This is a genomic window from Pseudomonas mosselii, from assembly GCF_019823065.1.
Taxonomy (GTDB): domain Bacteria; phylum Pseudomonadota; class Gammaproteobacteria; order Pseudomonadales; family Pseudomonadaceae; genus Aquipseudomonas; species Aquipseudomonas mosselii.
This window is the reverse complement of sequence record NZ_CP081966.1, coordinates 5,094,550-5,113,749: the sequence shown is the minus strand read 5'-3', so window position 1 is coordinate 5,113,749 and position 19,200 is coordinate 5,094,550. Positions and strand designations below refer to the sequence as shown.

At 62.5% G+C, this 19,200-nt stretch carries 20 protein-coding genes; 13 read left to right on the top strand and 7 right to left on the bottom strand.

Annotated elements, in window-relative coordinates:
* Window positions 1–5 precede the first annotated feature (5 nt).
* Complete coding sequence (locus tag K5H97_RS23770; RefSeq protein WP_248691141.1) at window positions 6–431, top strand: AAA family ATPase; 426 nt, start codon at window positions 6–8, stop codon at window positions 429–431.
* Between the two features lie 66 nt (window positions 432–497).
* Here the strand turns inward: K5H97_RS23770 and radC are convergent, their stop codons facing one another.
* The 4 genes from radC to K5H97_RS23750 all read right to left on the bottom strand — a co-directional run bounded on the left by radC (window position 498) and on the right by K5H97_RS23750 (window position 4,440).
* The gene (gene radC, locus K5H97_RS23765; RefSeq protein ID WP_016487841.1) at window positions 498–1,007 is read right to left on the bottom strand and encodes a RadC family protein; all 510 of its coding nucleotides are present in this window, start codon (window positions 1,005–1,007) and stop codon (window positions 498–500) included.
* Between the two features lie 351 nt (window positions 1,008–1,358).
* Window positions 1,359–2,423, bottom strand: coding sequence for a PDDEXK nuclease domain-containing protein (locus K5H97_RS23760; protein WP_016487843.1), 1,065 nt, complete (start codon window positions 2,421–2,423; stop codon window positions 1,359–1,361).
* Complete coding sequence (locus tag K5H97_RS23755) at window positions 2,420–3,619, bottom strand: tyrosine-type recombinase/integrase (RefSeq protein ID WP_014603550.1); 1,200 nt, start codon at window positions 3,617–3,619, stop codon at window positions 2,420–2,422. The genes K5H97_RS23760 and K5H97_RS23755 overlap by 4 nt, the downstream gene beginning before the upstream one ends.
* 224 nt (window positions 3,620–3,843) lie before the next feature.
* Entirely contained in the window at window positions 3,844–4,440 is a 597-nt protein-coding gene (locus K5H97_RS23750) for a superoxide dismutase (protein WP_028689685.1), read from the bottom strand.
* Between the two features lie 332 nt (window positions 4,441–4,772).
* Here K5H97_RS23750 and K5H97_RS23745 point away from each other — a divergent pair, with 332 nt between their 5' ends.
* Entirely contained in the window at window positions 4,773–6,017 is a 1,245-nt protein-coding gene (locus tag K5H97_RS23745; RefSeq protein ID WP_028689686.1) for an MFS transporter, read from the top strand.
* A 92-nt stretch (window positions 6,018–6,109) separates the two neighbouring features.
* On the opposite strand, the gene K5H97_RS23740 is transcribed toward K5H97_RS23745, so the two are convergent.
* Together K5H97_RS23740 and K5H97_RS23735 are read right to left on the bottom strand one after the other, a co-directional pair.
* A complete protein-coding gene (locus K5H97_RS23740; protein WP_028689687.1) occupies window positions 6,110–7,657 on the bottom strand; it encodes an AmpG family muropeptide MFS transporter in 1,548 nt (515 codons plus the stop codon).
* Between the two features lie 44 nt (window positions 7,658–7,701).
* On the bottom strand, window positions 7,702–8,007 hold the full coding sequence (locus K5H97_RS23735) for an MGMT family protein (RefSeq protein WP_050703864.1): 306 nt from the start codon (window positions 8,005–8,007) through the stop codon (window positions 7,702–7,704).
* Window positions 8,008–8,207: 200 nt separating this feature from the next.
* Between K5H97_RS23735 and K5H97_RS23730 the strand changes: the two genes are divergently transcribed.
* From K5H97_RS23730 to groL, 5 genes are all read left to right on the top strand, one after another.
* Complete coding sequence (locus tag K5H97_RS23730) at window positions 8,208–9,215, top strand: DUF481 domain-containing protein (protein ID WP_028689689.1); 1,008 nt, start codon at window positions 8,208–8,210, stop codon at window positions 9,213–9,215.
* 231 nt (window positions 9,216–9,446) lie between these two features.
* Window positions 9,447–10,178, top strand: coding sequence for a HugZ family pyridoxamine 5'-phosphate oxidase (locus tag K5H97_RS23725; RefSeq protein ID WP_028689690.1), 732 nt, complete (start codon window positions 9,447–9,449; stop codon window positions 10,176–10,178).
* Window positions 10,179–10,244: 66 nt separating this feature from the next.
* Window positions 10,245–10,706 carry an FxsA family protein gene (locus K5H97_RS23720; protein WP_028689691.1) on the top strand — a complete coding sequence of 154 codons (462 nt, stop codon included), beginning with the start codon at window positions 10,245–10,247 and terminating at the stop codon, window positions 10,704–10,706.
* Between the two features lie 284 nt (window positions 10,707–10,990).
* A complete protein-coding gene (locus K5H97_RS23715) occupies window positions 10,991–11,284 on the top strand; it encodes a co-chaperone GroES (protein WP_028689692.1) in 294 nt (97 codons plus the stop codon).
* Between the two features lie 48 nt (window positions 11,285–11,332).
* On the top strand, window positions 11,333–12,973 hold the full coding sequence (gene groL / locus K5H97_RS23710) for a chaperonin GroEL (RefSeq protein ID WP_028689693.1): 1,641 nt from the start codon (window positions 11,333–11,335) through the stop codon (window positions 12,971–12,973).
* Window positions 12,974–13,072: 99 nt separating this feature from the next.
* On the opposite strand, the gene K5H97_RS23705 is transcribed toward groL, so the two are convergent.
* Window positions 13,073–13,804: a phosphatase PAP2 family protein gene (locus tag K5H97_RS23705; protein ID WP_028689694.1), complete on the bottom strand. Its 732-nt coding sequence runs from the start codon at window positions 13,802–13,804 to the stop codon at window positions 13,073–13,075.
* A gap of 179 nt (window positions 13,805–13,983) precedes the next feature.
* Here K5H97_RS23705 and colR point away from each other — a divergent pair, with 179 nt between their 5' ends.
* The 6 genes from colR to K5H97_RS23675 all read left to right on the top strand — a co-directional run bounded on the left by colR (window position 13,984) and on the right by K5H97_RS23675 (window position 19,162).
* Window positions 13,984–14,667, top strand: a complete 684-nt coding sequence (colR, locus tag K5H97_RS23700; RefSeq protein WP_028689695.1) for a two-component system response regulator ColR — start codon at window positions 13,984–13,986, stop codon at window positions 14,665–14,667.
* The gene (locus K5H97_RS23695) at window positions 14,657–15,985 is read left to right on the top strand and encodes a sensor histidine kinase (RefSeq protein ID WP_028689696.1); all 1,329 of its coding nucleotides are present in this window, start codon (window positions 14,657–14,659) and stop codon (window positions 15,983–15,985) included. Before colR ends, K5H97_RS23695 begins: the two co-directional genes overlap by 11 nt.
* 107 nt (window positions 15,986–16,092) lie before the next feature.
* Complete coding sequence (locus tag K5H97_RS23690; protein WP_028689697.1) at window positions 16,093–16,773, top strand: class I SAM-dependent methyltransferase; 681 nt, start codon at window positions 16,093–16,095, stop codon at window positions 16,771–16,773.
* 6 nt (window positions 16,774–16,779) lie between these two features.
* Window positions 16,780–17,481, top strand: a complete 702-nt coding sequence (locus tag K5H97_RS23685) for a lipopolysaccharide kinase InaA family protein (protein ID WP_028689698.1) — start codon at window positions 16,780–16,782, stop codon at window positions 17,479–17,481.
* Complete coding sequence (locus tag K5H97_RS23680) at window positions 17,478–17,708, top strand: hypothetical protein (protein WP_028689699.1); 231 nt, start codon at window positions 17,478–17,480, stop codon at window positions 17,706–17,708. The genes K5H97_RS23685 and K5H97_RS23680 overlap by 4 nt, the downstream gene beginning before the upstream one ends.
* 206 nt (window positions 17,709–17,914) lie before the next feature.
* On the top strand, window positions 17,915–19,162 hold the full coding sequence (locus K5H97_RS23675) for an IS256 family transposase (protein WP_060489951.1): 1,248 nt from the start codon (window positions 17,915–17,917) through the stop codon (window positions 19,160–19,162).
* The last annotated feature ends 38 nt before the right edge of the window (window positions 19,163–19,200 follow it).

The window sequence follows — 19,200 nt, the reverse complement described above, 5'->3', positions numbered from 1 at the left end:
GAGGATTGGACTCCAAACCGCTTCGCTACTCAATCTCGGGGGGACGTCGCGAGTACCACTATATCTTCAAGAAGCTTTACGAATATAGGGCGCACACGACACTCAATCGAGATGAGGCGTTCTTGACCGCCAACCTCGCCCGAAAGCTTGTTGAATCGTTTTTTACCTTCAAATATCCAAGGCGGCGAAGCGACATTAGTCAATTGATGGAGGCTGGCCTAAAAGATTGCACCATCACGACACCAGAGCTTAAAGAAAAAATCTACCGCTTTATCAATAAGTATTCACATAGCGACGTTATTGAGATAACAGAGGAATCCGCAGAAAACTTGGCAGGCGAAAGCCACAGCGTCATCGGGAACATCTTCCAGTGGCTGGAAGAGGTGGACAAGAAACATTACGACGAGATGATTCAGGTTGCGACGGCCTGAGCATCAGGCCGCGAGGGCCATAGCTATGCCACCAGGCGCAGCAAAAAGGGGCCGAAGCCCCTTGGGCTAGATCAGCCCATGCTCGGCGAACGATGCCGTTTCGTTGCCCGCAACGATGATGTGATCGAGCACGCGCACGTCCACCAGACCCAACGCTTCCTTGAGCCGCTGGGTCAGCGCCCGGTCAGCCGCGCTCGGCTCGGGGTTTCCGCTCGGATGGTTGTGCGAAACGACGACCGCCGCCGCATTGAGCCGCAGCGCCTCCTTGACCACTTCGCGCGGATACACCGACGCACCGTCAATAGTGCCGTGGAACATCTCCCTGTATTCGATCAGACGATGGCGCGTATCCATGAACAGCACTACGAACACCTCATGCTCGAAGCTGGCCAACTTTGTACGCAAGTATTCCTTGACCGCCGCCGGCGAAGTGAACTCTGCTCCGCGCTGCATTTTCCGGTCAATGACCTGGCGCGCAGCTTCCAGAATGTCGTCGGCCGATGCCGGTAGATAGCGCCCGTGCGCGTCGCGCACCAGCAGACAGGAATCGAACGAGGGAAAGGACAGTTGCGACATGATCGTGCTCCGGTTGCTCGGGCGGAATTGCCCGGAACCGGCGGCAGCACGGCGCAGCGCAAGCAGTCAGGGGTCGCAGACGGCCGCCAGGACGCAAGCGCGCATGGCGCGCGCCGCCCTTGACGGCGAGAACGCCGTGATACGGTGAAGGGAACAGCAAGACCGCCCACACCCGCCCACTGCACAGAGTCGATTTTTGGCAAGCGGAGCGCGCAGGCCCGGATCAACGAGCCGGGACGGAGGCGTCAGTGATGGAAGCCCGACAGGGGCGAGACTCGCGCAGCGAAGCTCGATGCGCAGCACGACAGCGCGACGGCGGCACGCCGGGACGCCCGACTGCTTGGGACAGGACTACTCGTTGTCCGTCTTGCGCTGCTCGATTTGCAACTGCGCCCGTTGCGTTGCCTGTTGCAGCCGCTCCACCAGCACGCCCCTCGGCGGCAAGGCGGTCAGATACTCGGCAACGTGGATGCCGGACTTGTCCAGCTCCAGCAATTCGATCTGCTCGCGCTTCTTGCCGGTGCAAAGGATGATCCCGAGCGGCGAGGCTTCCTCCGGCTCCCGTTCGTGCTTGTCTAGCCACCGAAGGTAAAGCTCCATCTGCCCTTTGTAGGCCGCCTTGAAGTCACCTACCTTCAACTCCACCGCAACCAGCCGCCGCAGCTTGCGGTTGTAGAACAGAAGGTCAAGGTGGAAATCCTCGTCGTCGATCGGAATGCGCTTCTGCCGGGCGACGAATGAGAAGCCCGCGCCCAGCTCCAGCAGGAAGGACTCCATTTCACGGATGATCGCCGCTTCCAAGTCGCCTTCCTGCCAAGTGTCCCGCAGGCCCAGGAAGTCGAGGATGTACGGGTCGCGCATGACCAGGGCCGGCGACATGCGCTGCGCATCGCGCAGGGTCGCCAACTCCTGCGCTATGGTTTCTTCCGGCTTTTGGGAAAGCGCCGTGCGCTCGTACAGCATCGAGTCGATACGCTCGCGCAGCGTCCGCACGCTCCAGCGTTGGGTGCTGGCCATCTGTGCGTAGTAGTCCCGCTGGAGCGGGTCTTTCAGCGGCATCAGGGCGATGAAGTGCGTCCAGCTCAATTCTCGTATCAGTGATACGAGAATTCGCTCGTCGGGGAAGGTGGCGGCGAACTGCACCATGCGGCGCAAGTTCTGCTCTGCAAAGCTGCTGCCGTACTCCTCCACCAACTGCGCAGCCAAGGTGGGCAGAACTTCCTTGCCGTAGGCGCCCCGGCGCCTGTCCAAGACCTGCGTGTGGATGCGTTGGCCGATGCGCCAGTAGAGCATCGTAAGCTCGCTATTCACCGTCGAGGCGGCGCGCTTGCGCGCCGCCTCGATCAGTGCCCGAATGTCGCCCAGCAGCGCCGCGGGCGCTGCGAGCGATGCTGCTGATGGCCGGCGCCCGTTCATGCCACCGCCTCCGCAAGCTGCCGCGCGCCCGTGATGGCTTGGCGGCGGCTGGCCACCAGCTCGGCCGCCTCGCGCACCGGCTTGTCCTCGGTGTGGACGTAGTGCATGAACATCGCCACGGTCTTGTGGCCCGTCAGCTTCATTCCCACTTTGGTCGGCACACCGGAATTGGCAATGTCGGTGGTCGAGCGATGACGGATGCCGTGCGTGCCTACGTGCGGCACGCTGGCGGCCTTGAGCGTCCGGCACCAGCCGCCATAGTGCTCGCCAAAGGTCAGGTGCTTGGCCGGGTCGTTCGGCGACGGCAGGACGTAAGGGCAGCCTTCCAGACGCGGCGCCGTCGAAAGCAGCCGATAGGCTTCCTCGCTCATGGGCTTGGAAATGCCGCCAACCTTGCTGTCGGGCCACACCACGCGCCGGTTCTCGAAGTCCAGCCAGCTCCATTCGAGCGGGCAGATTTCGGAGCGCCGCGCCGCAAACTCGAATTGCAGCCGGATCGCCAACGGGATGACGTAGTTCTCCAGCCCCTCCGCCTCCAGTTTCTCCAACTGGCGGAAGATCCGCACCATTTCCTCGTCCACGATGAGCCGGGTTTCCTTGCCCGGCGGGTACATCGGGACGTGGCGGCACGGATTCGTACCGTCCGGGCGGAAGCCCCAGACTTCGGCCAAGTTGAACATCTTGCGCAGCACGCCGAAGGTCTTGTTGGCCTCGGTCGGCTTGTAGGCCAGCTTTTCCATGAGCCCCGCAATGTCGGGCCGCTTCACGTCATGCACCTTCTTGCGGCCCAGCAGCGGGATGATGTTGCGGTCGATGACGCCCTGGTAGCCGTCCTGCGTGCTGACCTTGTTGCGCTTCTTGGAGTAGTCCTCCATGAACTTTTTGCACAACTCGGCCATCGTGGGCGCCTTGCGCGCCTCGGCCTTGGCACCGCCGGGATCACCACCCCGGCGAACCTCGGCCAGCCAGTCCTGCGCTTTGACCCGCGCCTGTTCGACGGTTAGCTCCCCGTAGAGTCCCAGCGAGGGCTTGCGGGGCTGGCCAGAGTTCGTGCGGTACTGGAGCATGAACACCCGGCGTCCCGTCGGGGTAATCTTGCAAAGGAAGCCGGGCACGACGGTATCCCGTAGTTCGATGTCCTTCGCCTGGGGTTGCGCCGACTCTACGGCGGTCTTGGTGAGCTTGATCTTTGCCATGATGACTCCTTGGAACGACCCGGATTCCAGGAGCCAGATAGGAGCGGCGCGAGGGAGAACCGGGTCAAGTTTCAGAAAGCACCGGCATATGATGGACGCGCGTAAGCTATTGATAAACCTGTTGTATCGGGCTACGTCGCAGTCCAGCGAACTACCGGGCTGGAGTCATCGTGAAACAAAAAACCCGGCACTCAGGCCGGGTCTTTTGCATTCAAGGCGAACAATCAGGCCTTGAAGGTCTTGCCTTCGAACTGCTCGGCAACGAAGGCCCAGTTGACCAGATTCCAGAAGGCCTCGACGTACTTCGGACGCAGGTTGCGGTAGTCGATGTAGTAGGCGTGTTCCCAGACGTCGCAGGTCAGCAGCGGGGTGTCGCCGCTGGTCAGCGGGCAGCCGGCGCCGATGGTGCTGGCCAGGGCCAGGGAACCGTCGGCCTTCTTCACCAGCCAGCCCCAGCCGGAGCCGAAGGTGCCGACCGAAGTCTTGGTGAACTCTTCCTTGAACTTGTCGAACGAACCGAACGCGGCGGTGATGGCGTCAGCCAGGGCGCCGGTTGGCTGGCCGCCGCCGTTTGGCGACAGGCAGTTCCAGTAGAAGGTGTGGTTCCAGACCTGGGCTGCGTTGTTGAAGATGCCGCCCGAAGAGCTCTTGACGATCTCTTCCAGGGTCTTGCCTTCGAATTCGGTGCCTGGGACCAGGTTGTTCAGGTTCACGACATAGGTGTTGTGGTGCTTGTCGTGGTGAAACTCCAGGGTTTCCTTGGAGATGTGCGGCTGCAGGGCATCGTGGGCGTACGGCAGCGGCGGCAATTCAAAAGCCATGGTGGATCTCCTGATTCAGGTCTGTTTGCGGTTTGCGCCAGGCCTCACGGGTGGCCTGATGAGCGTCGGCGAGTTTGTACTCTTTGCGACGCGAGGGCAGGATCATAGCACCGGCCCGGGCGCTTAACCACGCAACATCTGTGGGGAATAGAGGTTCCAGAGCGGTTGGCGGGGGCCGACAGGCGGACCCTTTCAGGTGATGTGCAATCGCTGTGGGAGCCGGCTTGCCGGCGATGGGCGCGAAGCGGCCCCGTTCTTTTACACTTGTTCACAGCCAGGCGCTGCCATATCTGGCATATACCCTGATCCTGCCTTAAACCCCGATGTCCGCCATGAAACCTTTGCTGTATATCACCCCCTTGCGCGCCTTGCTGTTCGGTCTGACCCTGGCGCTGTTCGAATTGCTGACCTACCTCGCCAGCGACGCGGTCATGCCCGCCATGCCGGTGGTGGTCGGCGACCTTCACGCCAGCACCGAGTACATTCCCCACGCCCTTAACCTCTATCTGCTGGGCGGAGTGCTGCTGCAATGGCTGATCGGCCCGCTGGCGGATCGCTACGGCCGGCGCCCGTTGCTGCTGGGCGGCTGCATCTTCTTCGGCCTGGCGTGCCTGGCGACCTTCTGGGTGCAGGACATCGGCTTGTTCAACCTGTTGCGCCTGTTGCAGGGCATCGGCCTGGGTTTTGTGGTCACAGTCAGTTACCCGGCGCTCAACGAGGCTTTCAGCGAGGCCGACGCGGTGCGCATGATGGCCCTGCTGGCCAATATCGCCCTGTTGTCGCCACTGCTCGGCCCGCTGGTGGGCACCCTGATGCTGCAGTGGCTGGACTGGCGCTGGCTGTTCGTGGCGTTTGCCGCGGGCGCGGTGCTGTGCTGGCTGCTGCTCTACCGGCTGATGCCCGAAACCCTGGGGGTGGAGCGTCGCGACGGTTCGCGCCTGCCGTTCACGCCCATCCACCTGCTGCCATTGCTGGCAGGCTACGGTCAGTTGCTGGGCAATCGGCGCTTTGTGGCCGGCAGTGCGGCGCTGGGGTTGGTGGGGCTGCCGCTGATCGGCTGGATCGGCCTGTCTCCGGTGCTGCTGATCCATGACGAGGGCCTGAGCACCCTGGAATACGCGCTATGGCAGCTGCCGGTGTTCGGCGGGCTGATCCTGGGCAACCTGATCATCAATCGAATCGCTGATCGCTATCCGCTGCCGTCACTGGTGCGCGGGGCCCTGTGGCCATACCTGGCAGGGCTGTCGCTGATGGTTGCGGCGACCTGGTATCGGCCGACGGTGCCCAGCGTGGTGGCCGGCATGTCGCTGTATGCGCTGGGATTGGGCGTGGCCAACGCCGTGCTGTACCGCATGACGCTGTTCTCCAGCGAACAGAGCAAGGGGCTGGTATCGGCGATGCTGGGGATGATCACCATCGCCTTGCTGGGGCTGGGCGGCGCGGTGTTGGCGATGCTCGGCGCGGGTGCGAGCCTGATGCACTTCGCCCTGGCCGCAGGCGTGGCGGGCGCGCTGGCGCTGTGGCCGCTGTGGTTCGTGGTAGGCGGACGTTCGGGGAAAGGGGCTGTGACCCAGTAGAAACATCTCGGGGCAAGTCCGCTCCCACGCAGTCAGTCATTCAGGCTGAATATGTGGGAGCGAGTTTGCCCCGCGATAAGGCCGGAGAAGGCCTAGTTTTGTTCAGCCGCCGGACTCTCCACCGGCACCGGCTTTCCCCGACCCACCTCCTGCCGCCAGTGCAGGGCGATCAGCACAAGCGTCGGCACGCCAAGCAGCGCAGTGATCAGGAAGAAGTCGTGGTAGCCGAACTTCTCCACCATCACCCCGGAATAGCCACCGATCAAACGCGGCAGCAACAGCATGATCGAGCTCAGCAGTGCGTACTGGGTGGCCGAGAACTTCAGGTTGGTCAGGCTTGACAGGTAGGCGACGAAGGCCGATGTGGCCAGCCCCGAACTGAAGTTGTCCAGCGAGATGGTCACCACCAGCATTTCCAGGTTCGGGCCCATGTCGGCCAGCATCAGGAACAGGATGTTGGTCGCCGCCGAGGCCGCGCCGCCGATGAACAGGATCGGCAGGATGCCGAAGCGCACGATCAGCAGGCCACCGGCACCGGCGCCCACCAGGGTCATGATCAGGCCGAAGATTTTGCTGACGCTGGCGATCTGGTCCTTGGTGAAACCCATGTCGATGTAGAACACGTTGGCCATCACGCCCATCACCGTGTCGGACATGCGGTAGGTGGCGATCAGCCCGAGCAGCAGCAGGGCCTGCCAGCGGTAGCGCGTGATGAAGTCGTTGACCGGCGTGAGCACCGGCGCCAGGCCGCGGCGGCCCAGGGACGACAGGCATGCCCAGGTCAGCAGCACATAGAGGATCAGGCGCAGGAAAGCACGGTCTTCGAGCAACAGGTCGAGCATGGACGAGTCGCCGAACACCACGCTGGCCCAGTCGGTGTTGAACAGCTGGGTGAAGCTGGCCGGCACCGAGACCAGCAGGATGATCAGCACGAACACCGAGGCCAGTTGGTGCATCAACCCGTAGCGGGCCGCCGACAGCTGGGTGCGCAGGGGCACCGGCGGTTCGCGCATCACCAAGGTGGTGAACAGCGCGGGCAGCATCAGCACGCCGAACAGCACGTAGGTACCGGTCCAGGCCTCGTGCAGGTAGCTGAACCCGGTGGAACCGAACCACTCGGCGAAGAACAGTGCACCGGCGGTGGCGAGCAGGGCGGCGACCCGGTAGCCGGCCATGTAGCTGGCGGCCAGGGCGGCCTGGCGCTGGTCGTCGGCGATCTCCAGGCGGTAGGCGTCGACGGCGATGTCCTGGGTGGCCGAGGCGAAGGCCACCAGCACCGCCAGGGCGATCAGCCACGAAAGGTGTTTCTGCGGGTCGCAGAAGCCCATGCCGACCAGCCCGAGCACCACCAGCACCTGGGACAGCAGCAGCCACGAACGACGACGGCCCATGCCACCGAGCAGCGGCAGGCGCCATTGGTCGAGCAGCGGCGACCAGACCCACTTGAAGGCGTAGGCCAGGCCGATCAGGCTGGCATAGCCGATGGTCTCACGCGCCACACCCGCCTCGCGCAGCCAGACCGAAAGCGTCGAGAACACCAGCATATACGGCAGGCCGGCGGCGAATCCGAGCAGCAAAAGCACCAAAGTTGACGGGCTGGCATAGGCAGCGAGCGCAGCGCGCCAGGTTTTACGGGGCATGGGCCAACATCTGCCTCAAGGTTTGCGAAAACAAAGCGCGCACTCTAACCGCTGTGCTCCATTGGACGCCAGCCATGGCGTGCCATATCCACACGATTATTGGCCACATTCACGCCTTCTGCGCGCAAGCGGGCGCGTTGTTCGTCGCCCGATGGCGTGCCCAGGGCAAGGCTCAGTCGGCCACCGGCACCCAGCACCCGGTGCCAGGGCAGGCGGGTGTCCGCCGGCAACTGCCCTAGGGTGCGTCCGACCCAGCGCGCCGCGCGGCCGAGGCCGGCCAGTTCGGCCAATTGCCCATAGCTGACCACCTTGCCGGCGGGGACCTGGCCCAGCACCGAGTACAGTGCCATTCGTCGGGCCTCGGCATCCTCCGGCACAGCGGGCGGTGGCGTCGAGGTCACGGGGTATTTGGCCTGTGAATGAAACCGGACAGGCGGTCCGGGCAAATGCGAGCGGAACTCATCGGCATGGTCTGGGTCTGTCCTTGCTCAGGTTGTCGGTATCTGGATAATGCCCGGCTTTTTCGTCGAATCGAACCCAAATTGCGCTTATGTCTTCTAGAACCCTGCTTTGCCTCATCACCGCGTCGCTCTGTACCCCTGTGCTCGCCGACACCGTGTGGATGAAGAACGGTGACCGCCTGAGCGGCAAGATCAAGGTCTTCGACGGCGGCAAGCTGTTGCTGGAGACGCCCTATGGCGGCTCGATCGCTCTGGACTGGAAACAGGTGCAGACACTGGAGAGCGACCGGGAACTGCTGGTCAAGCAGGACGCCTACTCCGGCGAGAAGGCCAAGTCGCTCAAGGCCGCCGAGCCGGGCAAGGTGACCCTGGCCAACGGCGATGCGCCGAAGACCGTCGAGCTGGCCAGCATCGAGCAGATCATGAAGCCGCGACCGCTGGTCGAGGACTTCCTGTGGAAGGGTAATGTCGATGTGGCGATGGACTACAAGCGTGCCGAGACCGACAGCGATGACTACGACGTCAGCTTCAAGACCACCGCCCGCCATGGCCGTTGGCGGCACAACGCCGAGGGCGAGTACAACCGCGAGACCAAGGACGACGTCACCACCACCAACAACTGGAGCGCCGAGTACGCCCTGGACCGCTTCATTACCGAGAAGTGGTTCTGGCAGGGGCGCCTGGAGTACAAGCGCGATCATATCGAGGACCTGGCGCGCCAGCGCACCATCGGTACCGGCCCGGGCTATCAGTTCTGGGATGACGAACTGGGTGCGTTCTCGCTGGGTTCGCTGATCAACCGCACCGATTTCGAGTACCGCGACGGTGGCAAGGACAACTTCTATTCCGCCGCCGTGAAGTGGGACTACAACCGCTACCTGATCGGCAAGAAAGTGGAGTTCTTCACCAATGGCGAATTCGGCAAGCCGCTGGGCGGCGTGGCCGACTACTCGCTGGATGCCGAGATGGGGCTGCGCTACAAGGTGACCGAGTGGGCTTCGCTCAACCTCAAGGCGGAGAAGGACCTGATCAAGGGCACGAGCGACAGCGACCTGGACAAGACTCGCTATACCGCAGGGTTCGGCGTTACCTGGTAAGTCGGCAGCGTGCTTTTGGTGTAGGAGCGGCCTTGTGTCGCGATAGGGCTGCGCAGCGGCCCCAGGATCTCAGCGACTAGGCAGACATTGCCGGGGCCGCGTTGCGGCCCTATCGCGACACAAGGCCGCTCAGGGATATGCGTAGATCTACACGGCAGCAGGCCCAGTGGCAGCGGCGGGTGATAATGCTTATCTTGTCACCCATCCAGTCCGTCGTCAGGAGCCTTTCCAGTGAGTACCAACGCCCTTCGCCCCGCCCGGGAACTGCTGCTCAAGGAGTACCGCGGCGTCCTCTCGACTCACTCCAAGTCCATGCCCGGCTATCCCTTCGGTTCGGTGGTGCCTTACTGCCTGGACGCCGAGGGCCATCCGCTGATCCTCATCAGCCGTATCGCCCAGCACACCCACAACCTGCAGAAAGATCCGAAGTGTTCACTGCTGGTGGGCGAGCGCGACGCCGAGGACGTGCAGGCGGTCGGGCGCCTGACGGTGATGGCCGAGGCGCGCAAGCTGACCGACGAAGCGGCCATCGAGGCTGCCGCGGCCCGCTACTACCGGTACTTCCCTGAATCGGCCAACTACCACAAGGCCCACGACTTCGATTTCTGGGTGCTCGAGCCGGTACGCCACCGCTACATCGGTGGCTTCGGCGCGATCCACTGGCTCGACCAGGTGACCCTGAGCAATCCCTTTGCGGGCAAGGCCGAGGCCAGCATGATCGAGCACATGAACAGCGACCACGCCAATGCCATCGCCCATTACGTCGAACTGACCGACCTGCCGCGCACGGCGCCGGCCGAAATGGTTGGTATCGACAGCGAAGGCATGCATCTGCGTATCGGCCAGGCGGTATACTGGCTGGCTTTCCCGAGTACCTGCAACACGCCGACACAAGTTCGTGAAGCCTTGGTTTTGCTGGCCCGCGCTGACCAGTGGCCGGTTGCGGAAAGCGTCGAGGGTTGAAAACAGGCGTCGAGGCATCCATTTGATGGTCTTACAGGAAGATTCTCTTCCGTCGAGGAACCCTTGATGCGTGCTTTTCTACTGCTGTTACTGCTTTTCCCCGTGCTGGAGCTGTTCGTCTTCGTCAAGGTCAGCGCGGCCATCGGTTTCTTCCCGGCGCTGCTGCTGATCATCGCCGGTTCCGCCCTGGGTGTGTTGGTGATGCGCGTTGCCGGCCTGGCCACTGCCCTGCGTGCCCGGGAAAGCCTGCAGCGCGGCGAGTTGCCGGCTGAGGACATGTTCCAGGGCCTGATGCTCACCGTCGGTGGCGGCCTGTTGCTGCTGCCGGGCTTTATCAGCGATGTGCTGGGCCTGCTCTGCCTGCTGCCGTTCACCCGTCGCCTGGTGGCCGGTCGGCTGCGTCGCCGCGCCGAGGAACAGGCTCTGCGCCAGCGTGCGTTCCAGGATGATCCGTTCCAGGCGCAGCCCCGCGATGGCGGCCATCGTCCGAACGTGATCGAGGGCGAGTACGAGCGTCGCGACAAATAACACCGATTTTTCGTGGGCGCGGGCTTGTCCCGCGATGGCCTCTGGGTTGGGCTCATCGCGGGACAGGCCCGCTTCCACGATGACGTTTTGAAAAATTTTCCGCGCAAGCCTTGTAATTGTTTTTAGCGGCCTCATGTATGTGTCACCGCAAGGTTTCTGGTGGCGACACCAGACATGACATAGGTGGTTCGCCCTGTGCGGACCACCCCCGGCAACGCCGGATCGAATCAACCCGCCGGTGTCGACACCGGCCGATGAAAACCACAATTTGGGAGAGATCGACAATGAAGCTTCGTCCTCTGCATGACCGCGTCGTCATCCGTCGCAGCGAAGAAGAATCGAAAACCGCTGGCGGTATCGTCCTGCCGGGTTCGGCCGCTGAAAAACCAAACCGCGGCGAAGTCGTTGCCGTCGGCACCGGTCGTATCCTGGACAACGGCGAAGTACGCGCGCTGGCCGTGAAAGTGGGTGACAAAGTGGTTTTCGGCCCTTACTCGGGCAGCAACACCGTGAAAGTCGACGGCGAAGACCTGCTGGTCATGGCCGAGAACGAAATCCTGGCCGTTATCGAAGCCTGATTTCCCCGACTTCCCGTTACTCCAAAGAATTTCAAGGATTAAACGATCATGGCTGCTAAAGACGTAAAATTCGGCGATTCCGCCCGTAAGAAAATGCTGGTTGGTGTCAACGTTCTGGCTGACGCGGTAAAAGCGACCCTGGGCCCGAAAGGCCGCAACGTGGTCCTGGCCAAGAGCTTCGGCGCGCCGACTATCACCAAGGACGGCGTTTCCGTCGCCAAAGAGATCGAGCTCAAGGACGCCTTCGAGAACATGGGCGCCCAGCTGGTCAAGGAAGTCGCTTCCAAGGCCAACGACGCCGCCGGTGACGGCACCACCACCGCCACCGTCCTGGCCCAGGCCATCGTCAACGAAGGCCTGAAGGCCGTTGCCGCCGGCATGAACCCGATGGACCTCAAGCGCGGTATCGACAAGGCCACCGCCGCCGTCGTCGCCGAGCTGAAGAACCTGTCCAAGCCATGCGCCGATTCCAAGGCCATCGCCCAGGTCGGCACCATCTCCGCCAACTCCGACAACTCCATCGGTGAAATCATCGCCGAAGCCATGGAAAAAGTCGGTAAAGAAGGCGTGATCACCGTCGAAGAAGGTTCGGGCCTGGAAAACGAACTGTCTGTCGTAGAAGGCATGCAGTTCGACCGTGGCTACCTGTCGCCGTACTTCGTCAACAAGCCGGACACCATGGTTGCCGAGCTGGAAGGCGCGCTGCTGCTGCTGGTCGACAAGAAGATCTCCAACATCCGTGAGCTGCTGCCAGTACTGGAAGCCGTTGCCAAGGCCGGTCGTCCGCTGCTGATCGTTGCCGAGGACGTCGAGGGCGAGGCCCTGGCCACCCTGGTGGTCAACAACATGCGTGGCATCGTCAAGGTTGCCGCGGTCAAGGCCCCGGGCTTCGGCGACCGCCGCAAGGCCATGCTGCAGGACATCGCCGTCCTGACCGGCGGTACCGTGATCTCCGAAGAGATCGGTCTGTCCCTGGAAACCGCCACCCTGGAGCACCTGGGTAACGCCAAGCGCGTGATCCTGTCCAAGGAAAACACCACCATCATCGACGGTGCTGGCGAAGAAGCCGACATCCAGGCCCGCGTCACCCAGATCCGTGCCCAGGTTGCCGACACCACTTCGGACTACGACCGTGAGAAGCTGCAAGAGCGTCTGGCCAAGCTGGCTGGCGGTGTTGCCGTGATCAAGGTCGGTGCCGGCACCGAAGTCGAAATGAAAGAGAAGAAAGCCCGCGTCGAAGACGCCCTGCACGCTACCCGTGCAGCCGTCGAAGAAGGCGTGGTGCCTGGCGGTGGTGTTGCCCTGGTTCGCGCCCTGGCTGCCATTGCCAACCTCAAAGGCGACAACGAAGACCAGAACGTCGGTATCGCCCTGCTGCGTCGCGCCGTCGAAGCCCCGCTGCGCCAGATCACTGCCAACGCCGGCGACGAGCCAAGCGTTGTCGCTGACAAGGTCAAGCAAGGTTCGGGCAACTTCGGCTACAACGCCGCTACCGGTGAATACGGCGACATGATCGAGATGGGCATCCTGGACCCAGCCAAGGTCACCCGTTCGGCCCTGCAAGCCGCAGCTTCGATCGGCGGTCTGATGATCACCACCGAAGCCATGGTTGCCGACCTGCCGGAAGACAAGCCAGCTGCTGGCATGCCTGACATGGGCGGCATGGGTGGCATGGGCGGCATGATGTAAGCCAGCCTTACCCCCTGTACCCAGAAAAAGCCCCGCCTAGTGCGGGGCTTTTTCGTTTGTTCTGGCGTCATCGCAAGGATGGGTTTGCCCCGCGATTGTTCATCGAACGGCGCTGTGTTCTGCCACGGGGGCCCTGGCGGCCCCGCTGCGATACAGCACCAGGTAATACGACCCCAGCCCGATCAACCAGCAGAACACCGCCGTCCATACGTTGTGTGACAGGAAGTGCGCGCCCTGCATCATCCGTCCGACCGACAGTCCCGCGCCAGCCACGAGGGCTACCGCGAGCGCCACCCGTGCCAGGCGCGGACGGCGATCGCGCAGCATGAAGAACAGGCCGAACAGGCAGAACCCGGTCGCGGCATGCCCGCCTGGCCAGCACAGTCCGGGCTTGTCGGTCGCAGGGCGTGGCTCCAGCAGCTTGCTGTAGGTCTCCTTGCCGCCGAATTGGGTCAGGCTCCACGGGCATTGCACTTGGGTAACTTTCTTCAGCGGCGTGACGAAGGCCGTCGACAGCCCCAACGCCAATACCAGGCAGCCGAGTTCACGGCGCCAGCCCGCCAGCCGTTGCCAGACGAAGCTCAGGGCGAAACCGACCACGGCCAGCAGTCCGAAGACGATTACGCCCTGCTTGACCCGGTCATGCAGGATGTTTTCCAGCAGGTAGCTGTGGCGACCGATGAACTGGCCGGCAGCCGGGTCGTAGAACAGGTTGGCCACATCCATGTCCAGCGGCGTCCATTCGAGCAGGATCAAGGCCATGGCGGTAACGAAAGGGATGCCCAGGTACAGCCACGGGTTGATCGGGCGAGGGCGCACGGATGACTGCATGATGACTCCAGAGGGTGGAAAAGACCGTGCATTGTCGGGTGCCCGCTATCCTGTGTGCGTGAATGATCGGTGAAAAAACTGTCAAGTTCGGTGATTTCGAGCCAGGGCATGGCACCATGCGGGCATTGGACGTAAGCTGCGCCTGCCGCGCCCGGCGAAGCGCCGCACAGGAGACCTCGATGCGCATTCTTTTGGTTGAAGACAACCGCGATATTCTGGCCAACCTGGCCGACTACCTTGGCATGAAGGGCTACACCGTCGACTGTGCCCAGGATGGCCTGTCCGGGTTGCACCTGGCCGCGACCGAACACTACGACCTGATCGTGCTCGACATCATGTTGCCGGGCATCGATGGCTATACGCTGTGCAAGCGCCTGCGCGAGGATGCCCGGCGCGACACGCCGGTGATCATGCTCACCGCCCGCGACCAGCTGGACGACCGCCTGCAAGGCTTCCGCTCGGGCGCGGACGACTACCTGCTCAAGCCGTTCGCGCTGTCCGAGCTGGCGGCGCGCATCGAGGCGGTGCTGCGTCGCGCCCAGGGTGGTGGTCGGCGTACCCTGCAGGTCGCCGACCTGAGCTACGACCTCGATACCCTGGAGGTGACTCGTCAGGGGCGCCTGCTCAAGCTCAACCCGGTCGGCCTGAAACTGCTGGCCGTGTTGATGCAGAAGAGCCCCCATGTATTGCGCCGCGAGGTGCTGGAGGAAGCCTTGTGGGGCGACGACTGTCCGGACAGCGACAGCCTGCGCAGTCACGTCCACCAGTTGCGCCAGGTGATCGACAAACCGTTCGACAAACCCCTGCTGCATACCGTCCATGGCGTCGGCTATCGCCTCGCCGAGGGCCGCGATGGAGTTTAAACAGAGCCTTGCCCAGCGCATCATCATCGCTTTCGCGCTGATGAGCGCGCTGGTGGCCGGGGCCTTCGCCTTCGGCATCGTCGCCACGGTGCACCTGGTCGAGGAACGCCTGATCTCGTCGGTGCTTGGCGGTGATCTGCAACGCCTGCTGCGCATGGACAGCGTCAGCGACTGGAGCCATCGGCCACGCCCCGACCAGTTGTTCTATTTCAGCGGCGGGCGCGATGACTTCGAGTTGCCCAAGGACCTGCGCCACCTGGATGCCGGCTTCCACGAGGTGTTTCGCGACCAGCTCTCGTATCATGCCATGGTCGAGATCGTCGACGGTCGGCGTTATGTGCTGCTGCAGGACCAGAGCGATTTCGAGGAGCGCGAGCGGGTGTTGTTCGCCGTGGTCGTGGTCGGCTTCGTGCTCAGCCTGGCCCTTGCGGTGATCCTTGGTTGGTTGCTGGCGCGGCGCGTGATGGCGCCGGTGATCCGCTTGGCGCGCCAGGTCCGCCACCGTGACCAGTTGCTGGGCCTTGCGCCGCCGTTGGCGCCGGACTACGCGGCGGACGAGGTCGGCCAGCTGGCAGTCGCCTTCGACGATACCCTGGGGCGCCTGCGCGATGCCTTGACCCGTGAGCGGCTGTTCACCAGCGACGTCAGCCATGAGCTGCGCACGCCGCTGATGGTCCTGGCGACTTCGTGCGAGTTGCTGATGGAGAACCCCGGCCTTGATGGGCGCGCGCGCAGCCAGGTTGAACGCATCGCCCGGGCGACCGAGGAAATGCGCGAACTGGTGAAGACGTTCCTGATGTTGGCCCGTGCACAGCGCGATGAAGGCGCCATCGCATCGCGGGCAACCTTGCGTGAGGTGGGCGACGACCTGATCGGTGTATGGCGCGACACCATCGAACAGAAGGGCTTGGCGCTTTACTACGAGGGGCGGGTCAGTGCCAGCCCGGTGCTGTACAACGCCACCTTCCTGCAATCGGTGATGGGTAACTTGCTGCGCAACGCGGCGCACTACACTGACAGTGGCTACATTCGCCTGAGTCTCGAGGCCAATGGCTTCTGTGTCGAGGACAGTGGCGTGGGGATTCCGGAGGAGCAGCGCGAGGCGATGTTCCGGCCGTTCGTGCGTGGCGACGAGCGCCGCGGCGAGGGCCTGGGCCTGGGCCTGTCGCTGGTGCAGCGCATCTGTGACGATCAGGGTTGGCGCGTCACCTTGACCGCGACCTTGCCCCATGGTTGCCGCTTCCAGGTCGACCTGAGCCAGGGCACGAAAGTGGTGCAGGACGGTGAAAGCCAGGATGGGCTATTGGATCCCGATTAACCTCCTGTAACACCTGCATTTGGTGCTGACAGATTTTTCACATCGACATGACCTGATTCCAACGCTTGCGTACCTATGGTGAGCGCACTGGAGTCAGGAGATGTCCAATGCGTAGCCCCATCAAACTCGAATTCTCGGACAAGTACGACCGCAATCACGCCCGGGAGTACTTCCTCAAGCACCAGGATGGCCTGGCTCGGCGCTTGTCCCACCAGCGTGACGAGCAGTTGGCCCGCCGTGCCCTGGCGCTGGCCGGTGAGCCTGGCCTGGTGCTCGACCTGCCCTGCGGCGCCGGAAGGTTCTGGCCGCTGCTGGCGGAAAAGGCCAACCGCGTGATCATCGGCGCGGACAATTCAGCGGCGATGATCGAGACAGCCTGTGCGTCACAACCGCCAGAGGTGGTTGCGCGGGTACGCCCCTTGCAGACTTCCGCGTTCGCCATCGACCTTCCGGATAACGCGGTCGACAGCATTTTTTGCATGCGCTTGTTCCACCATATTGGCGATCCGCTCCATCGGAAGAAAATTCTTTCGGAATTTCAAAGGGTTAGCCGAGACAGCGTGATCCTTTCGCTGTGGGTGGATGGCAATTTCAAGGCCTGGCGCCGCCGCAAGCTCGAAGCCAGGCGCAGTGCGCGGACGACGCAGGACGGCTATCAGAACCGCTTCGTGTTACCCGCGGCTACAGTTGAAGAAGAATTTGTGTCAGCAGGATTCAGAATTCAGGAACGACTCGACTTTCTGCCGTTCTATGCCATGTGGCGAGTTTACGTATTGCGCAAGGGGTAACGAGTGATGGCGGTAGCGCAGAATCAGTCCAGGCAGTTTGATTTTTACTGGCAGCAGCAGGGAGAGTGGGTCGAGGAACCCAACCAGCGGCGTGGCGGCGAGAGTGGCGTGCAGCGCCTGAGCGACGGCGAGGGGCATCTGCTGTATGCCAAACGCCAGGTCGGGCACATCTACCGCAGCCTGCTGCATCCGTTCGGGCGCCCCACGGTGTTGCGCGAACTCGATGCACTGAACAGTTTCGAGCAACTGGGCGTCAGGGTACCGCGGATCGTCTATGCCGGGGCCGAGCGGGACGCTGATCATCAGTGGCGGGCCTTGCTGGTCAGCGAGGCGCTCGAGGGTTTCGTCGACCTCGATGCCTGGCATGCCTCCGGGGCCCGTGAGCATTACCCGCAGGCCGTGCATGAGCGCATGCTCAAGGACCTCGCGGACAACCTGGCGCGCATGCACCTGGGGCATTGGCAGCATGGCTGCCTGTACGGCAAGCACGTGTTCGTCAAGGTGGTGGGCGAGGGCGAGTTGGCGCGGGTGGAAGTGGCGTTGCTGGACCTGGAGAAGTGTCGGCGGCGGATCAGTTGCCAGCGTGCGGCCTATAACGACCTGCGGCAGTTGCGACGCCACTCGTCGTTCAACGAGGCGGAATGGCAGACCTTGCTCTACTTTTACCAAATGGCGTTTGGCAGCGCGGTCAAAGGTTTAGAGCAATGAAACTAGAAATCGCTCGAGCTTTATTCCTGGTCGCGGCGTTGGCGGTGACCACGGCGGCGGCGGCGGCCTGGGAGCAGCCGCGGCCCACGGTCTTCAGCAAGGCTGAGGTCGGTGGGGTGTGTCCGTTGCCACGGGTGGCCAAGGTAGAGCAGGGGCGGGCTGAGCCGGATCATGATCTGCTGTTGTTCCTGTTTGGGATGAGGCAGGGGTTGCGGCCGTTTGGTTGACGTGGGTTATGTGGTGAGCGCCGGGGGTTTCTTTATGAATTTCTGGCGTTTGTTTATTTGGGGTTTATGGTTGGTTGATGTTTGTTTTTGAAGTTTTATGCGCATTCATTTGCAATGTCGACGCTTATTCACCTTTCCGCCCTTACGGCGGGTCGAGGGTGTCAGAAATTTTGTGTTCGGGCATAACATGAGTAAGAGGTGCATGTATGCCAACCAAAAAGAAACCCTTGCGTGACCTGCCCAAAATCCCCAAAGAGCTGCTGGAGCAGTTCGGTGAGGGCCTGATGACCGCAGAGGCTATCGAGGATGCCTCTGCGGCGTTCAAGAAGGCCTTGATCGAACGCGCTCTGCACGCCGAACTTGGCCACCACCTGGGTTATCCGCCGGGCGCGCAGCGCCCAGAGGATGAAACCAACCAGCGTAACGGCAAGAGTGGCAAGACGGTTTTGACCGGCGATGGCCCGCTGCGGCTGGAAATTCCTCGTGACCGAGACGGCAGTTTTGCGCCCATTCTCATCCCCAAGCATGAGCGGCGGTACACCGGTTTCGATGACAAGATCATCGCCATGTACGCCCGTGGCATGACGGTCAGAGAGATCCGAGCCTTTCTGTCCGAGCAGTATGGAACAGAGGTCTCACCCGACTTCATCAGCTCTGTGACAGACGAGGTCATGGAAGAAATTGGCGCGTGGCAGCAGCGGCCACTGGAGCCCATGTACCCGGTCATTTTCTTCGATGCACTGCGGGTGAAGATCCGCGAAGAAGGCTTGGTGCGCAACAAGGCCATTTACTTGGCGCTGGGCGTTCTACCCGACGGGACGCGCGATATCTTGGGCATCTGGATCGAGAACACCGAGGGTGCGAAGTTCTGGATGAAGGTCTTTAACGATCTCAAGACACGTGGTGTCGAGGATGTGCTGATTGCCGTGACCGATGGCCTCAAAGGCATGCCAGAGGCTCTCAGCGCCGTGTTTCCAGAGACGACGCTGCAGACGTGCATCGTGCACCTGATCCGCAACAGCCTGGACTTTGCAGCCTGGGACAAGCGGCGGGCACTGGCCAAGGCGCTCAAGCCGATCTACCAGGCCATCAACGCCGAAGCGGCTGAGCAGGCACTCGATGAGTTTGAAAACGGGCCCTGGGGCAAGCAGTATCCAACGGTCGTTGCGGCCTGGAGACGCGCCTGGGATCGAGTGATTCCCTTCTTTGTCTTCCCACCAGCCATCCGGAAAGTGATCTACACCACCAACGCCATCGAGAGTATCAATGCCCAACTGCGCAAGATCATCAAGACCCGAGGCCATTTCCCGAACGATGACGCAGCTACCAAGCTGATCTGGCTGGGGCTGCGAAACATCACGGCGAACTGGGGCTCAGCGGCGCATGATTGGAAAAGTGCGATGAATCAATTCGCGATTTTGTACGGAGATCGGTTCATCAGGCCGACCTGGTGAAAGTCAGGGCCTGCCTGACGGCAGGCCGTTACCGGCCC

Excerpts from the sequence above, each read along its gene's own strand:
- radC (WP_016487841.1), bottom strand. The coding sequence starts at position 1,007 with ATGTCGCAACTGTCCTTTCCCTCGTTCGATTCCTGTCTGCTGGTGCGC.
- K5H97_RS23760 (WP_016487843.1), bottom strand. The coding sequence starts at position 2,423 with ATGAACGGGCGCCGGCCATCAGCAGCATCGCTCGCAGCGCCCGCGGCG.
- K5H97_RS23755 (WP_014603550.1), bottom strand. The coding sequence starts at position 3,619 with ATGGCAAAGATCAAGCTCACCAAGACCGCCGTAGAGTCGGCGCAACCC.
- K5H97_RS23750 (WP_028689685.1), bottom strand. The coding sequence starts at position 4,440 with ATGGCTTTTGAATTGCCGCCGCTGCCGTACGCCCACGATGCCCTGCAG.
- K5H97_RS23745 (WP_028689686.1), top strand. The coding sequence starts at position 4,773 with ATGAAACCTTTGCTGTATATCACCCCCTTGCGCGCCTTGCTGTTCGGT.
- K5H97_RS23740 (WP_028689687.1), bottom strand. The coding sequence starts at position 7,657 with ATGCCCCGTAAAACCTGGCGCGCTGCGCTCGCTGCCTATGCCAGCCCG.
- K5H97_RS23735 (WP_050703864.1), bottom strand. The coding sequence starts at position 8,007 with ATGGCACTGTACTCGGTGCTGGGCCAGGTCCCCGCCGGCAAGGTGGTC.
- K5H97_RS23730 (WP_028689689.1), top strand. The coding sequence starts at position 8,208 with ATGTCTTCTAGAACCCTGCTTTGCCTCATCACCGCGTCGCTCTGTACC.
- K5H97_RS23720 (WP_028689691.1), top strand. The coding sequence starts at position 10,245 with ATGCGTGCTTTTCTACTGCTGTTACTGCTTTTCCCCGTGCTGGAGCTG.
- K5H97_RS23715 (WP_028689692.1), top strand. The coding sequence starts at position 10,991 with ATGAAGCTTCGTCCTCTGCATGACCGCGTCGTCATCCGTCGCAGCGAA.
- groL (WP_028689693.1), top strand. The coding sequence starts at position 11,333 with ATGGCTGCTAAAGACGTAAAATTCGGCGATTCCGCCCGTAAGAAAATG.
- K5H97_RS23705 (WP_028689694.1), bottom strand. The coding sequence starts at position 13,804 with ATGCAGTCATCCGTGCGCCCTCGCCCGATCAACCCGTGGCTGTACCTG.
- colR (WP_028689695.1), top strand. The coding sequence starts at position 13,984 with ATGCGCATTCTTTTGGTTGAAGACAACCGCGATATTCTGGCCAACCTG.
- K5H97_RS23695 (WP_028689696.1), top strand. The coding sequence starts at position 14,657 with ATGGAGTTTAAACAGAGCCTTGCCCAGCGCATCATCATCGCTTTCGCG.
- K5H97_RS23690 (WP_028689697.1), top strand. The coding sequence starts at position 16,093 with ATGCGTAGCCCCATCAAACTCGAATTCTCGGACAAGTACGACCGCAAT.
- K5H97_RS23685 (WP_028689698.1), top strand. The coding sequence starts at position 16,780 with ATGGCGGTAGCGCAGAATCAGTCCAGGCAGTTTGATTTTTACTGGCAG.
- K5H97_RS23680 (WP_028689699.1), top strand. The coding sequence starts at position 17,478 with ATGAAACTAGAAATCGCTCGAGCTTTATTCCTGGTCGCGGCGTTGGCG.
- K5H97_RS23675 (WP_060489951.1), top strand. The coding sequence starts at position 17,915 with ATGCCAACCAAAAAGAAACCCTTGCGTGACCTGCCCAAAATCCCCAAA.